At 50.6% G+C, this 15,343-nt stretch carries 16 protein-coding genes; 8 read left to right on the top strand and 8 right to left on the bottom strand.

Features of this window, described 5'->3' with window-relative positions; genetic code table 11:
- Positions 1 to 49 precede the first annotated feature (49 nt).
- Positions 50 to 883 carry a posphoenolpyruvate synthetase regulatory kinase/phosphorylase PpsR gene (ppsR, locus tag CAG65_RS21530; protein ID WP_021706068.1) on the top strand — a complete coding sequence of 278 codons (834 nt, stop codon included), beginning with the start codon at positions 50 to 52 and terminating at the stop codon, positions 881 to 883.
- A 58-nt stretch (positions 884 to 941) separates the two neighbouring features.
- On the opposite strand, the gene CAG65_RS21535 is transcribed toward ppsR, so the two are convergent.
- Complete coding sequence (locus tag CAG65_RS21535; RefSeq protein ID WP_021706067.1) at positions 942 to 1,517, bottom strand: hypothetical protein; 576 nt, start codon at positions 1,515 to 1,517, stop codon at positions 942 to 944.
- Positions 1,518 to 1,709: 192 nt separating this feature from the next.
- Here CAG65_RS21535 and CAG65_RS21540 point away from each other — a divergent pair, with 192 nt between their 5' ends.
- The gene (locus CAG65_RS21540; protein ID WP_021706066.1) at positions 1,710 to 3,233 is read left to right on the top strand and encodes a DUF3612 domain-containing protein; all 1,524 of its coding nucleotides are present in this window, start codon (positions 1,710 to 1,712) and stop codon (positions 3,231 to 3,233) included.
- Positions 3,234 to 3,523: 290 nt separating this feature from the next.
- On the opposite strand, the gene CAG65_RS21545 is transcribed toward CAG65_RS21540, so the two are convergent.
- A complete protein-coding gene (locus CAG65_RS21545) occupies positions 3,524 to 3,958 on the bottom strand; it encodes an Mpo1 family 2-hydroxy fatty acid dioxygenase (RefSeq protein WP_021706065.1) in 435 nt (144 codons plus the stop codon).
- Between the two features lie 54 nt (positions 3,959 to 4,012).
- A complete protein-coding gene (locus CAG65_RS21550) occupies positions 4,013 to 5,380 on the bottom strand; it encodes a diguanylate cyclase (protein ID WP_161454932.1) in 1,368 nt (455 codons plus the stop codon).
- Positions 5,381 to 5,617: 237 nt separating this feature from the next.
- On the opposite strand from CAG65_RS21550, the gene CAG65_RS21555 reads away from it, so the two are divergent.
- Positions 5,618 to 6,223: an alpha-ketoglutarate-dependent dioxygenase AlkB family protein gene (locus CAG65_RS21555; protein ID WP_202599488.1), complete on the top strand. Its 606-nt coding sequence runs from the start codon at positions 5,618 to 5,620 to the stop codon at positions 6,221 to 6,223.
- Between the two features lie 100 nt (positions 6,224 to 6,323).
- On the top strand, positions 6,324 to 7,409 hold the full coding sequence (locus tag CAG65_RS21560; protein ID WP_161454933.1) for a DUF3541 domain-containing protein: 1,086 nt from the start codon (positions 6,324 to 6,326) through the stop codon (positions 7,407 to 7,409).
- Positions 7,410 to 7,471: 62 nt separating this feature from the next.
- Here CAG65_RS21560 and CAG65_RS21565 read toward each other — a convergent pair whose 3' ends face one another.
- Positions 7,472 to 8,407 carry a DMT family transporter gene (locus CAG65_RS21565; protein WP_161454934.1) on the bottom strand — a complete coding sequence of 312 codons (936 nt, stop codon included), beginning with the start codon at positions 8,405 to 8,407 and terminating at the stop codon, positions 7,472 to 7,474.
- A 91-nt stretch (positions 8,408 to 8,498) separates the two neighbouring features.
- Between CAG65_RS21565 and CAG65_RS21570 the strand changes: the two genes are divergently transcribed.
- Complete coding sequence (locus CAG65_RS21570) at positions 8,499 to 9,401, top strand: LysR substrate-binding domain-containing protein (protein ID WP_161454935.1); 903 nt, start codon at positions 8,499 to 8,501, stop codon at positions 9,399 to 9,401.
- Here CAG65_RS21570 and CAG65_RS21575 read toward each other — a convergent pair.
- Complete coding sequence (locus CAG65_RS21575) at positions 9,382 to 9,654, bottom strand: hypothetical protein (RefSeq protein WP_161454936.1); 273 nt, start codon at positions 9,652 to 9,654, stop codon at positions 9,382 to 9,384. The genes CAG65_RS21570 and CAG65_RS21575 overlap by 20 nt on opposite strands.
- Positions 9,655 to 9,833: 179 nt before the next feature.
- Here CAG65_RS21575 and CAG65_RS21580 point away from each other — a divergent pair, with 179 nt between their 5' ends.
- On the top strand, positions 9,834 to 10,682 hold the full coding sequence (locus tag CAG65_RS21580; RefSeq protein ID WP_161454937.1) for a pirin family protein: 849 nt from the start codon (positions 9,834 to 9,836) through the stop codon (positions 10,680 to 10,682).
- A gap of 110 nt (positions 10,683 to 10,792) precedes the next feature.
- Here the strand turns inward: CAG65_RS21580 and ppnP are convergent, their stop codons facing one another.
- Complete coding sequence (ppnP, locus tag CAG65_RS21585; RefSeq protein WP_021706057.1) at positions 10,793 to 11,077, bottom strand: pyrimidine/purine nucleoside phosphorylase; 285 nt, start codon at positions 11,075 to 11,077, stop codon at positions 10,793 to 10,795.
- Positions 11,078 to 11,293: 216 nt separating this feature from the next.
- Here ppnP and CAG65_RS21590 point away from each other — a divergent pair, with 216 nt between their 5' ends.
- Positions 11,294 to 12,619, top strand: coding sequence for an ABC1 kinase family protein (locus CAG65_RS21590; protein ID WP_161454938.1), 1,326 nt, complete (start codon positions 11,294 to 11,296; stop codon positions 12,617 to 12,619).
- A 169-nt stretch (positions 12,620 to 12,788) separates the two neighbouring features.
- Positions 12,789 to 13,229, top strand: coding sequence for a DUF2850 domain-containing protein (locus tag CAG65_RS21595; protein WP_161454942.1), 441 nt, complete (start codon positions 12,789 to 12,791; stop codon positions 13,227 to 13,229).
- A gap of 1 nt (position 13,230) precedes the next feature.
- On the opposite strand, the gene CAG65_RS21600 is transcribed toward CAG65_RS21595, so the two are convergent.
- A complete protein-coding gene (locus CAG65_RS21600) occupies positions 13,231 to 14,598 on the bottom strand; it encodes a TrkH family potassium uptake protein (protein WP_161454939.1) in 1,368 nt (455 codons plus the stop codon).
- On the bottom strand, positions 14,595 to 15,257 hold the full coding sequence (locus tag CAG65_RS21605; protein WP_161454940.1) for a potassium channel family protein: 663 nt from the start codon (positions 15,255 to 15,257) through the stop codon (positions 14,595 to 14,597). The genes CAG65_RS21600 and CAG65_RS21605 overlap by 4 nt, the downstream gene beginning before the upstream one ends.
- Positions 15,258 to 15,343: the final 86 nt, after the last annotated feature.

The raw sequence follows: 15,343 nt of genomic DNA on the forward strand, positions 1-15,343 counted from the left end.
GTATTATGTGTTACATCCTACTCAAAAGATTTTTAAACTTTAAACAAAAATGCAAACAGATACTCAAAGTCGTGATGTGTTCTATGTTTCTGACGGAACCGCGATTACATGTGAAACATTAGGGCATGTTGTACTGGGTCAGTTCCCGGTCAACACCAACGAAAAAACCTTTCCGTTTGTCGACAGCGAAGATCGCGCCGACGACGTAGTCAAAGCCATTGAACACTCCTACCGCCAGTCCGGTCATAAACCGCTGGTGTTCTTTTCGATTGTGGTGCCCGATGTCCGGCGTAAATTGCTTCAGGCCCCCGCCCACAGCTACGACGTACTGGAAAGCATTGTGCAGAAAGTGCAGGAAGACATTCAGATGCCTCCCCGACCCAAACTGCAACGCTCACGCAGTGTCGGTAAAGACTCAGACACTTACTTTGACCGTATCGCCGCCATCGAATACACCCTGGCGCACGACGATGGCATCACCCTCAAGGGCATGGAGCACGCCGACATCATTCTGCTTGGGGTCTCCCGTAGCGGCAAAACACCAACCAGTTTGTACATGGCGATGCAGTTTGGTCTGCGGGTGGTGAACTACCCGTTTATTGCCGAAGACGTCAAATCACTGCGTCTGTTGCCGGAGTTCGAAGTGTACCGTCACAAGCTGTTCGGCCTGACCATCGATCCGGAGCGACTGACTGAAATCCGTGAAAACCGCCTTTCCGGCAGCGATTACGCCAGCACGGAGCAATGCAAACTCGAGCTTCACACCGTTGAAGCTCTGTTCCGTCGTGAGGCGATCCCGTATATCAATACTTCCTCATTGTCGGTTGAAGAAATCTCCACCCGCATTCTCGAAAAAGCCGGACTAAAACGTCGCCTGTTCTGAACTCGCGCCCACAAAAAAGCCAGCACACGAGGCTGGCTTTTGGTGGTGCTCCCGCCCATTACAGGTGGTAGCAGTAATCGAGATGATAATCGTCACCATTTTTAGCGGTGTACTCTTTATCTTCACTGCACGCGTGCGGTTTGCCTTTCTCATCGCCTTTCACCAGGCTGATCCAGTGACGCATCGCCGCCAGCGGGGTCTCATTGCAAGTCTGAGCGAGCGTGGTGCACGTTTCCAACTGAATGTCGTCAATATCAATCAACTCCACACAGCCAGTGCCTTTGTGGCAACCAAACATCACTTCCACATGACTACCACTGCCATCGCGGAACAGAATTGACTTGGGCTCTTCTTTGCCGCCGGTATAAGCCACAAATTGCTTGGGGTGCTTCAAGCCACTGTGGCGGCCGTCTTTGAAATACGCCATCACGTGGCAGTAGTCGATAACATAACAGGTAACGTCCTGATGCGAACCGGCTTCCAGCGGGAACAGACGATCCAGCAGTTGCTTGGATTTTTTCTGTTTTTCCATCTGCTCGTGAGCGCTGATCGTCTCGACGGCAAAGACGGCTTCAGCGATAAATGGCTTTTGTTGTTTTTGGATTTCGTTTTTATCGAATGTCAGCATATTCATAGTCTTTCCCTCTCTCCGACCAGCCCTTCCTTTGTAACGGGTGGTGACTGCTGCAAAAAAATCTGTCCTAGAGCAAATATTCCAAACTCGTGTTTCATTCCGTGGCGAATTTGTGACCTTGCTTACTTGGTAGACTAGCGGAATTTTGACTACAATTTCACAACAAAAATTTTACAATGTGAATTTTACAAAATGTCGCTGTCAAAAAGCCTGGTTCGTCAATCCCATTTTTTAGGGACAAAAATTAGAAACCTTAGAAAACGCAATCACTTAACCATGGAAGATCTCTCCGCGAGATGCATACGGGTTAACCCTGAGTACGCGCCATCGGTCTCTTACCTGTCGATGATTGAGCGGGGGAAACGAGTTCCCAGCGTCGATATGCTGGAGGTGATCGCCGAAGTATTCCAAAAAGATCCTGCCTGGTTCTTAGACGACGAGCCAGAGCAGTCTGCGATTACCCCTGACAAAGGCAATCGAGGCGGGATCAGCGGTATGGCACTTGAACCAAGCTTTTTGTTCTCCAACGACATTCTGCAAATTGCCATTCCAGAAATGCTCTCCCAGACCGGTATTACCGGGCGTCAGTTTGCCCACCTGCTGATTCGGGCGCATCAGGAAAATAACCAGAACCATTTTCCGGATTTGGAGCGGGCGGCGGAAGAAGTGGGTCTGAAACGACTCAATCTATCAGTTGAAGACATCATTGATATTGCCAAAAGCCTGGGACTGACTATCCGCTGGACCAGTCGGACGCCAGAAGACGTGGTTGATGAACTGGGGGTCAGCGCCAAACAGTTGATTACCTCCTTTTTTGAACCACCGGGCACGATTTACCTCAACGAAATCCTGCGCGATTACCCAACCCGGCTGAAATACGATCTGGCGGTGTACATTGGCCATTGCGTGTTGCACAGTCGTGACGGGCTGAAGAATGTGCTGTCTGTCGGTCACACCAACAGCTGGGAGGACGCCAATACCGCCCCACAAACCTCTGAACTCAATTCACAGGATATTTTGCAGGCGTGGCGAGATTTCGAGTCGAGCTTTTTCGCGGGCGCCCTGCTGTGCCCGAAAGTACCGTTTCGCCAATTACTGGATCGCAACGGCTATGAAATTGATGTGCATACCAAAGCCGGAGTCTCGCCTTCGGTTGCGATGCGACGGATGACCGTGGTCTCCCCTTACCCACACTGGCATTATTTTGATGCGTACGGTCAAAACAAGCTGAAAGCGGTTTATCGGGGTAATGGTATTCCATTGCCTTGGGGAAACATGCGTAAGGTGAACGACCCGTGTCAACACTGGGCCGTTTTCCGTCGCCTCTCTGAGCCTCAGCCAGGCAGCTCGGCACAAATATCCATTCTCAACGTTGGCGACGAGCCGAGAATTTATTGCTGTGAGTCGGTCAATATGACCGATCCCGCGGGCAACAACCGGGTGCTGTGTGCGGGGATCGATCTCAACCCAGCGATTGACGCACAGGGTGGAAACTCATTGGAAATTGCGGAAGACTTGAAACAACTCTGCGTATCGCACGGCGGCACGGCAACGATTCCGCCTCACATTCGTAAAGAGTTTATTACCATTGCCAAGATCCTCAATATCAAGTGGATAGAGCGCGGTATCGCCAACGATGCTCGGGTGATTTGCTCGCGTGGAGCGGTCTGCCCTCGTAAACCAAGCTGCTACAGCCATTGTCAAGGCGACGAATAAGCAAGTAGTGGAGGCCAAATAGAAAAAAAGCCAATCACAATGAGCGTGATTGGCTATGTATAAGTGTGAACAAATGTAAGGTTCACTAACAACGTCAGTTGGCTAGGTGACCCTCGGCTTAATAAGGGTCACTCTAAGTAAAGCACGATGCGTGCCAACTTTTAAAAAATAATTTCCGGCCTGATTTCGGTTAAATAAAGTGCAGTTTCAGCCAAACACCATGCATAACGCCTTTGCATTTTGCAAAACTAAAACGTTTTGCAAAAATCATTAATCGCATAATGCAAAAACTAATGTTTACGGAACACCCAGATCGGACCAATCAGCAAAAATTGCACGTCTTCCAGGAAAGACGGTTTCTTTCCTTCGATTTTATGACCGATGAACTGGAGCATCCACAACACGCCAAACATCAGCAGAGAAACCGACAACACCGGCCAGCCCAGCAGTTCCATCGACCAGATCAAACCAATGCAGGCGAGTGAAAAGCCCAGCATCATCAGGAAAACACTCGTTGAGAGGCGGAAATAAAAAATCATCACAGGGATCAGCAGTAACCACACCCAGTTGACATTCACATTAGGCATCGGCAGCGCCGGGATGGACCAAATCAGACCAATCACAGAGAGAAAGATGCCCGGGACGGCCACTTTGTGAATTGCCCGGTTAATCGGATGTTGGTGACTCTCACCATAGGCTTCTAACCATTCAGATAACGGACGCACGGCTCATTTCCTCAACCAGGTTTACTCATACACTTATCAGTATAAGACACACTGTTACGCCGCTCGGCTACGACGTTTCTCACTGTACATTTGCTGATCCGCATCTTTAAGTAAATCATCGATCGTCAGGTGCTCGTGCGAATACAATGCTGAGCCGATGCTGACATGAATCGGAATATGGTGCCCCTCGTACTCAACCGGAATGGAGCACAAAGCCTGCTGGATTTTGTTTTTCACCGCGATGACGTCTTCCTCTCGGCTGATCCGCGGCAGCAGCACTAAAAATTCGTCCCCGCCAATACGCGCAACCACATCTGACGAACGCAGTGAACGACTGATGCGTCTCGCCGCCTGAGTGAGCACCAGATCACCCGCAGCATGACCATACTGGTCATTAATGGCTTTAAACTGGTTCAAATCGATATTGAGCACCGAGAATGTCTTCTGCACATCTTTGTTTCTCAGCGCATTGTCGAAGTGACGTTGCAGGGTAAACATGAAGTAGCGCCGATTGGGTAAATGGGTCAACTCATCGTGCAAAGAACGTCGATTGGCCGCCCGGTAAAGACGGTAAATAGTCACAAAAGCAATCAGGATAAGCACTAACCCCGGATAGCCAACCACCCGGGCCAGATGCACCTGATACCAGGGCAGCTGACTGAGTTGATTGGACTGCTCCGATGCGGCAATCACCCAAGTACCATAAGGAAAAAAGACCGTCTGTACGCTGAACGCACGATTGAACGTCGAGGCGTCCCCATAAAAGATATCTCCGCTCGCTCCGAGGCTGTTACGTCCACGAATCGCCAGATGATAACTCTGGTCAAAGTCCTGAACACCGACGTCTTCCAGTAAGCCATCAAGATCAATCACCATACTGGCGACGCCCCAATACACCGGGTTATCCGCGCTGCCGGTAAAAATTGGCAGGCGTACGATCAGTGCCTGTCCCCCCTGAATCAGAGGGACAGGACCAGAAATAAAAATCTGCTTAATATCTCGCGCTTTTTTGACCGAATACCATTGCTCCGGCACTTTCCGGTAGTCCAGCCCGAGTGCCCGTTCATTGCCCTGCAATGGATAGATGTAGTGAATCACATCATTCGGTGCCAGACCGATGATGCGGACATGACGGCTTTCCTGAATCATACTGGCCGCCAGTGTTTGCCAGTTAAACTGAGTCAGTTCCGGGTTGAGGCTGACAAACGACGTCAGACTGTGGATCCGGTAGATATCCGCCAACATTGTGGCTTCCAGACGTGAACGAATCGAGGCCAAATCTTTGCGCCCTTCTTCGAGCAATTCGTCCTCTAGTTTCGATTTCTGGTTGTAATCAATCAGTTCGATCATCGCGACCGAACTGACTAAAAATAGCGCAAACAGCAAGCTGACAGACCAATGTCTGCGTGAACCATGCGACATTCAAATTCCCCTATGCACGCGTTCAGCCAAACTGTCGTTGATCATTTTTTACTTCACCGGTTATGATTTTTATGATGTGTCCGGCAATGGTGTTTATGCTGGTTATGTAAATCGCTCGGTGAGACTATTTTGCATAAGCAACCACACACCGAGTGGGTTTATCGTGTAACAGAACATAACGCAATCAGTTACAGATTGCACATTTTGTTGATTATTATCTGGTCAAGGATACGTATTTTGGATTTATTTTCCACGCCCAATTCGCTTATAGAAACGATTGATCTGACTAATGGCACCCTGCTCTGGTCTGCCAATTTTCTCTCTGCGGAGGAAGCCGATCATGTGTTCACACATCTGCAAAATGAGGTGCCGTGGCAACAAGAGTCAATCAACCTGTTTGGCCGCCAGGTGGCGCAGCCGAGACTCCAGGCCTGGTATGGCGATGCGGAATACACATACTCTGGCCTGACAATGCAACCTCTGCCTTGGTCCCCTTTGTTGCTGGAGCTAAAGCAACGCTGTGAAGACGCAAGCGGCACGCGTTTTAATTCGGTGCTAGCGAACTTGTACCGAGACGGGCAGGATTCGATGGGCTGGCATCAGGACAATGAACCGGAACTCGGCCGCAACCCGGTGATCGCCTCTTTAAATCTTGGCGATAGCCGACGTTTTGTGCTCAAACACAAGCACAATGGCGAAAGGCGCCAGTTGGATCTGCATCATGGTTCCCTGCTCATCATGAGTGGAGAAACGCAGCACTTCTGGCGCCATTGCGTCCCTAAAACCGCCCAGCCAAAATCTGCACGTATTAACCTGACTTTCCGTCAGATAAATTCGCTTTGATCACAATTTTGTATAAATATTAAATATTGACTTATGGCTGGCATACAGATCGCAAATAGCTGTTAAACTTACATTAACTTTCGTTTACGTGTTCACTGATATGCTGCTCAAAAAACTTTATCTGTCGTTTACTGCCAGTGCCGTCTTGCTTGTATCGGCGTCAGCATTGGCACTGAATGAATCTCAAACCACTTACCAACAATCCGCGGACATAATCCGCCACACCTACGAAACCCAACTCTACACGCTACCTGCGTTTAAAGAAGGGCATTATGCGCTGCGAATGTATCGTCAAACGCTCGATCCCAAGTACGCCGCCGCCATCTGGAGTGATTTGGCCCGTGTGGCCAGCCGCTTGAACGAATGTGCTGAAGAGATCAATACCCCGGAGCAAGTGATTCTTTATTCAGAGAAGCGGCTCAACGCTTACCTCGACGACAAAGACGAGCGCAGTGTGCGACGCTACAACGCCACCAAAAGTATGCCGGAGTATTTGTATATCGGGGTCGGTTTACTGGGTTCTATGGCTCGGGCAGACGAATATGGCCTCAAACATGTCAAAGACAAACAGTTGCGTCAATTGCTGCGCCAGTACGATTTTACCAAGTATGTCAGTAATAAAGAGATGGTGAAAGCCTGGGCAGCGCAACTGGCCAATCAAGCATTCTGGTTGCGTCAATTGGGGGAACAAGACGTCGTAGATATGTTTATTAAAACGTTCCGCGAAACCTATCCTGACTCCGAAGACAGTGAACTGACCAAACAACAGTACGGCAACAAGCTCTATGGCATGACTCACATTGTGTTTGCCGATTCACGGTACTATCAGCATAAGATCGATGAGAAACAGTACCCGTGGATTTACGACTACATGCGACGCAACATCGATACAATTTTGCTCAGAGCTAAGGAAGATGTCATCGCTGAAGTTGGACTGACTTTCCTGCTCGCCGGATTGGATAATGACCCTGTGGTTGAAAAAACACGCCGGGCGATCCAGGCATCGCTCGACTTACGCCATGGCATGATTCCCTCAACCACCGGCGATTTCGATCTTGAATATGGTGAACATCGCAATGTACTGGCGATCATGTTACTGGACTGGCAAAGCGTCAATGTCGCCCCAACCCTCACCTCAAATCCTGGCATTTTTCTTGGCATGCCTTACGGTTTAATTGCCAAGTAAAACCTGTTTATAACGCCATCAAGCGGTCAGCGCCACTTGATGGCTTTTCCTGCCCCTCAGATTCAGGTCCCCGGATTCAGCTCACCGGTTTGTGAACGGGTGCGACGTCGAATCAGCTTTGGGACAATCACATTCACCGCACTGGCCGCGACAATGAGTGAAATCCCCATCAATTGCAATGCGGTGAAACGCTCATCAAAGAAACAGAACTGCCACACCGCGGTAAACAGCAGATTGGTAAAAATCAACGGGGCCAGTTGTGAGTTTGATTCCGCCAGTTGATACGCCTTTGAACGAAATACCTGGGTATTTACGATCAGCACAGATGCGGTCAGCAATGCGACCACAATGGCGACCGTGCTGGCTTGCGGGGCGACCCATGCTTGTGGGTTTAAGCTGATTCCCGAAATGACCAGGACGGGAAACAACAGTACCGCTGCACACACGAAGGTCCAGAAGTTGATATCAATGGCTCGCATCCCTCCCTTGCTGGCACGGTATAAGCTAAGTTGAGACCCGGCATTAAACAATCCGGCCGCCAGGCCAATCAACAACTCTGGACGCAACTGAATACCAGACACATCGCCAGCCAGCAGTAGCACACCACCGAATGTCATGCACAGCCCGAACAGCGTCAGCCAGCTCAACCGGACCGAAAAAATCAGTTTTTCTAACACTGGAATAAACAAGGGTCCGGTACTGAACAACACCACACTCTCAACCAGGGACAAATGTTGTAATGAAACAATAAAGCAGACCTGACAAGCCGCGATACACAATGCCCTTATCCACATCGGCTTCCACATGCTTCTGGATGGTAAATTAAACCGGGTCAGCATCATTACCCCAGCCAACATCAAGGCTGGCACCACAAAACGCATAAAGCTCAACAACTGAGCATTCATCGCTTCAGCCAGATACTTAGACAATAAGCCAGTCAGCGACAGACTGAATGTCGATGACAGAATAAATATAACAGGACGCAATGAACGGGACATACTTCTCTCCTCTTCTGCCCCGTAGTGTAGTGAGATGACCGGCGAATAAAAAACGAGTAACATTAACCAAACCTGTAAGAAAAACTTACTCATGAAAAAACTCGCACCACTCAAATCGCTGTATTCATTCGTCGCGGTAGCTGAAACTGGCAGCATGACCGAGGCCGCCAAAGCGCTGAATGTCAGTCATTCTGCCGTCAGCCAGGCGATCAAATCGTTGGAAACGCAGTTGGATCAGCCCCTGTTTCACCGCTCAGGTCGCAACGTCACACTCAACGCCAATGGTAAGCAATACTACAAACAGATTGCGCCGGCGCTGGAGCAGATCGTTGTTGCCACTCAGAATCTGCTCGAAAAACGCCACTCGCATCGGCTGACACTTAACATGGTCAACTCACTGGCCATGCACTGGTGGATCCCACGGGTACACAGCTTCAATCAGTTCGCGCCCAATATCGACGTACGCATCTCCACCCTGGTAGGTAGCTTTGTTCTGGAACAGGAAGGAGTAGACGTTGCCATCATTCACGGTCACACCGACGAATGGCAGGATTATTACTGTGAATTGTTGGGCGAAGATGAACTGGTGATGGTGTGCAGCCCGGATTTGCTTGAGCGAGATAACCCCATCGAGCTTGCTGAGCTGCTAAATACCTATCCCGCGATCATCGCAGCCAATGAACGTCGCAAACACGACTGGCAAGTCTGGTGTGATGCGCACCAGCTTCCACTTCCGACGTCAGGACACAATCTTTCTTTCTCAGCCTCTATTCAGGCCGTGCAGGCGACGATACGAAAACTGGGCGTATTCGTCACACACCGCTTATTTGTGCGTGATGACATTAAACTCGGTTTATTGAGAGAGATAGGCCAGCCGGTAACCAACCCGCATCAGGATTTTTATTTTACCTGTCAGAGAGAAAAGCTGCAGAACGAACACGTCCTGCAACTCAGAGCCTGGCTCAGAAATGAGTTCAGCCACTCAGGTACATAACCGACAAACCCACCGCTAGGATCGCTAGCATTGCCAGTGCATATTTTACTTTATGTGAACTGCGGTTGATGCGCTTCGCCCGCCGGATCACCGCAGCCCGTTTCCGTTTGTGAACCGGGATCTCATCTTGCTCCTGACGGCGTTTGACAGCGGTATTCGCCACCTGAGTGTACCGACGGCGTTGATCTGTGGTGAAATCATTCTCCTCGTCGTAATCATGGTGGGGAACAGGATCTCTGCGTGTTACGGCCATACAACCTCCTCTTCCTCAGCGAATCCTTTCAAATTCAGTATAGTGCAGTAACTAGAGTGTAAATTGTGCTTATTCCTCGGTTGATGTTCGAAATTATCGAATAAGACCACCGAAAAGCCCGCCCTCACGACCGCAATTTACCGCGCTACACTGCCTGCATACACACTAAGGAGGCTGTTATGCGCCAAGCGAGAATCATTCAACAAATTATTCCGTCACAAGCCACGTCCGACGGTGACGGCGTTAAAATCCGTCGTGTTGCCGGTTTTGATAATGCGCGATTCTCACCGTTTCTGATGGTGGACGAGCTCAAATCGGACGACAAAGCCGACTATGTTGGTGGGTTTCCGCCTCACCCTCACCGCGGGATTGAAACCTTAACGTATATGCTGCAAGGGCATTTTCAACATCGTGACCACATGGGGAACATCGGTGAGCTGAGAAGTGGCGGCGCACAGTGGATGGCGGCAGGCCGTGGCGTCATCCATAGTGAGATGCCCATTATGCAGGATGGAGCGCTGCACGGTTTCCAGATTTGGATTAACCAACCCGCCAAAAACAAGATGCAACCGGCTCAATACCACGACTTTCAGCCGGAAACCATCACCGAACATCACTCTGCCAGTGAAGGCCTGATCAGGTTACTGGCGGGAGAGCTCCGATTGGAAGGACAGCAACTGACCGGCCCACTGGTCGACACCGGCGTCCCGGCAACCGTAGCGGACTGGCGCACGCAAGCCGGACAAGCCTTAAAAGTGCAAACCAACGGCAATCATACTGTCATGCTGTACAACTATAAAGGAGAGGTCAGACTGGCTGATCGCGTAGTCCGGCAAGGAGAGATGGCACTGCTGTCCAAAGGGGACGAGTTCACGCTCGACGCAGCTCAAGACAGTGGTGTCCTGATCTTTATGGGTGAGCCGATTAACGAGCCTGTGGTTCACTATGGCCCGTTCGTCATGAACAGCGTTGCTGAGATTGAACAGGCTATCCGGGATTACAACAGTGGTCAGTTTGAATTGTACTAACCCCTCTTAGGTGTCCTTTCGGGGACGATTGGTAAGAGAAAGTTGGATAATCCACTGTCATTCAACTTTTTGTTTGCCACGCCGCCACGGCGTGGCTTTTTTTATCCGGCTCAGCCCAGATATTCACACAAATAAGCCGTGGCCACTTCCACTTTCAGATCAAACGATGAATCGCCCGCCACGTCAAACGACTCACCAGCAGCAAATGTCTGCCAGTCTGCATCTCCGGCTCGCTTGATGATCAGCGCACCTTTCACAACCGTCATTCGCTCCGGCGCTGCCGTACCAAAAGTGTATTCACCCGGCAGCATAACTCCGACACTGCTGTCGCCGTCTTGCTGGGTGAAACCAAGCGATTTCACACCGCCCTCAAAATAAGTATTTTCCTTAATCATTGTTTTTTCCTGTCTCTGATTTGAGAGTTCAAGTTGTATCGGATAACCTCGCATGGCACAAGATGTTGATGAAAATATAATTGCCGCAGTAAACGAGCACCAACTCATCGATGCAACCAGATGGAAGCGAGCGCGTATAAAGAGAATAATTTAGGGAAATTCGTCATCAACCGACATAATGAAGTCAGACGGAATCACAACCAACAGGACGCCACGATGTCACAGCGAGAAAGTAAAATACCGACCCATAGACTGTCTCGTCTCGGCCAGTTTGCCTCTCTTGCCACGCGCGTGACTGGCAATGTGGTCTCCGAGGGTACCAAACAGTGGATGCAAGGCAAACGTCCTTCCGCCAAAGAGCTGCTTCTGACACCGAAAAACCTTAAACGGGTCGCGGATCAGCTCGCACATCTGCGTGGTGCGGCAATGAAAGTCGGCCAGATGTTATCGATGGATGCAGGCGATCTCCTCAGTCCGGAATTGGCCGAAGTACTGGCGCGATTGCGTTCAGACGCCAATCCCATGCTGGCGAAACAATTGGCGGCGGTACTGGAAGAAGGTCTCGGACAGGAGTGGAAACAGCAGTTCCTCGCGTTTAACTTCAAACCGATCGCCAGCGCCTCGATTGGACAAGTGCACCAGGCTTACACCGATGACGGCATCAAGCTGGCGGTAAAAGTACAGTACCCAGGCGTGGAGAAAAGCATCGACAGCGATGTCAACAATGTTGGAACGCTGCTCAACGTGGTTGGACTGCTCCCTAAAGAGGTCGATATCGCGCCACTACTGGAAGAGGCGAAAACTCAGTTGCATTACGAGGCCAATTACGTGCGCGAAGCGCACTATCTGCGACGTTACCAAGCGCTATTGAGTGACGACCCGGCATTTGTGGTGCCACAAGTGTTTCCCGCACTCAGCTCTAAAACCGTCCTAAGCATGTCGTATGTGGACGGCGTGCCGATCGAATCACTGCACAGCGCTGCTCAGCCGATTCGGGATCAGGTCATGACCCACTTACTCTCTCTGTTGTTTCGCGAGTTGTTCGAATTTCAGTTGGTGCAAACCGATCCCAACTTTGCCAACTATCTGTACAACCATGCCAGCGGACAAATCGCCCTATTGGATTTTGGCGCGACCCGTGAATACCGCACCACCATCAGCGAAGGCTATCGCATGGCGTTCTCGGCCGTGATGAAGGGGGAAACTGAGCGGCTAGATACTGCTCTGACTCAGATTGGCTTTTTCAGTCAAACCATTGATCCAGACCAACGGGAAGCCATCTTAGCACTGGTCAGAATGGCGTGTGAGCCCATGCTGCATCAGGGTGATTATGATTTTGCCACCAGCGGCCTAGCGCAGCGACTGCGTGATGCCGGCACCGTCCTGAGTATGGAAAAAGATTATTGGCATACACCACCTGCGGATGCGCTTTTCCTCCACCGCAAAATCGGTGGGCTATACTTACTGGCAGCTCGTTTGCACGCCAATGTCGATGTTCAGTCACTGGTCACGCCGTATCTGGATATCCATAACGCTGCATAACAGGCCGTAACCTTTGAGCAGAAGATCAAATTTCTACTGGTGTTATTTGCGACCTTGAGCCAATTATTACACTCTGTCATACGGAGTACGGAATAACTCGTGGCCGGGGATGCAAGGAATGGCAGTCAAAAATCCCGTTACAGGTGTAGGAGTCGACGCTGGGTCTGGAATGGCAAAACAGAGTGCAATCAAAGTTATCTTAGGTTTGATTCTGGCGACGCTTGCCGCCGGGTTTGCCCTGTTGATCTATTTTAGCTATCGCGCTTACACCAACCCAGAACATGTTTATGGAACCTGGGTTGAGATCGGGACACCGGTCTACAACACGGATACTCTGACACTCAATGATCACGGCGTGTTCAAGAATGGCCGATTGATCGCCACCCAATACGATTTTACCGGCAAGCGCATCTACGTCGAAACGGGCAGTGGCATCTCGATTTACGAAATGGCCGGAACGGAGCGCTCACCCCAACTCAAACGCCTGCAGCCCAACAGCCCGACTCAACGCTTCATCAAGCAAGGGTTTGAGCATACCATTGACAGAGAAAACGGCGGCCCGGCGAAAAACCGCCGCGCCGCATTGTCGGATCACTTCGGCGGGGACTGAATTACCCCGTCAGCACGTTATCTTCTGGGTATTTCAGCAGCGATGGTTCCGGACGCGCCAACAAATACGCCAGTGTTAACGGGCCGATACGGCCAATAATCATCACCACAATCATGATCCACTTCCCAGGCTCCGACAACTCCGCTGTTAACCCGGCAGTCAGCCCGACCGTGGCAAAGGCAGAAATAGTCTCGAACATAACTTTGTCGAAGCTGGACTGTTCCGTCAGCATCAGCAAGAACATGGCTGTAGTTAACAATAAACCGCTCACCACGATGATCGCCAGCGCTTTGGTGACCGTTGGCCAACTGATGGTGCGCTTGAACAAAACCACATAGCGTTTCTGCGTCAGGAATGCCCAGGTTGCCATAATCGCAACAGAGAAAGTCGAGACTTTGATCCCCCCGCCGGTCGACGTCGAACCCGCACCAATCAGCATCAGTACAATCATAATCAGCAGCGCCGGTTGAGAAAACTGCGTCAGATCGATGCTGTTGAAACCGGCGGTCCGGGCACTGGCTGACTGAAAGAAAGCCGCCAGCCACTGGGTACCCGGATTCAGCGTCCCCATGGTGTACGGGTTATTGTGCTCCAGCAGCCAGAACATGATGGTGCCAAACACCAACAAAACTGGCGTCATCATTAGCATCAGTTTGGTATGCAAATGCAGATGTGCGAAGCCTTTTTTCAGGTTACTCAACAAGTCACCGATCACTGTAAAGCCCAAACCACCAAAGATAAACAACGCCGCCAACGTGAAGATGACCAGTGGATCGTTCACAAAGCCAATCATGCTGTCGGAGAACAACGCAAAGCCCGCATTGTTAAATGCCGACACCGAATGAAACAGCGCATAAAACATCCCGGTTTGCCAGCCCATTTCTGGCACCCAACGTAGTGAGAGAAGCACAAAGCCGAGCGTTTCAGCCACCATCGCAAAGACGATGATTTTCTTGACCAGGCTGCGCAAATTGACTCTCCGATCCTGTCCTAATGCTTCTTTGGCCAACGCTTGCTGCCTCAGGCTCAGACGGACGCCGAACAGATACAGCAATACGGCTGACAAGGTCATCTGTCCCAGGCCACCAATTTGCATCAGGCACATCAACAGGATCTTACCTTCCAAGGTAAAGTGCTGACCGGTATCCACCACACCAAGCCCCGTCACGCTGATTGCAGAGGTGGCGGTGAACAGCGCGTCAGTCAGACTCAGGCCGGAAACAGAAAACACCGGCAACGTGAGTAATAGTGCCGACGGGATAAGGACACCAAGAAAACTCAAGAGAATAATGCGCGGCTCGCCGCCTTTCTTTTGAGTTTTCTCACTGTCCAGGGCGTAAATCGCCCCGTGCCGTTGAGAAAAAATCATAACTGTTTCAGCCGACTGGCCAGCGCCTCTTTCGGCCCGACAATAATAATAATGTCGCCAATTTCCAGGCTACGATCCATATCCGGCGCCTTGGTGATATCCGGACCACGTTTAAAGCCCAGCACCTGCACGCCTGCCACTTTACACAAGGCCAACTGCCCCAGCGTCTTACCCATCAATTTCGCACCAACAATGATCTCGGTCATCGCCAGACCACTGCCCAGCTCTTGGAATTCAAGCACGCGTTTGTCGAGCATTTTACGTGCCACGCGCACGCCCATATCCCGCTCAGGCATGATCACATGGTCCGCACCGATTTTTTGTAAAATCTTGGCCTGAAAGCGATCGCTGGCCTTCACCCATACCGCTTTCACCCCACTTTCTTTCACCACCAGAGTGGTCAGAATACTGGCGTTCACATCAGCGCCGATGGCCACCATCACCATGTCGTAGTCACTCAGCTTCAGCTCTGAGACGGTCTCTTCATTGGTGCAGTTGGCGACAATCGCCTGCGTCACAAAACCCGCCGCTTCGCGGACCCGATCTTCGTTGATGTCGACCGCCAATACCTGTGCCCCGGAATCTTCCAGCTCCTGACAAACCGACAAACCAAAACGCCCCAACCCAATCACGGCAAACTGTTTATCTCCAGTTTTCATTACTACACCTTCATTAACACGAGAAGAGCAAAGTGTGCGCCTGTCTCTGAGAGTTATCAAATTTGTGTTTCAGACTCGTACCACCA

Source organism: Vibrio sp. V39_P1S14PM300, from assembly GCF_009904765.1.
GTDB lineage: Bacteria > Pseudomonadota > Gammaproteobacteria > Enterobacterales > Vibrionaceae > Vibrio > Vibrio proteolyticus.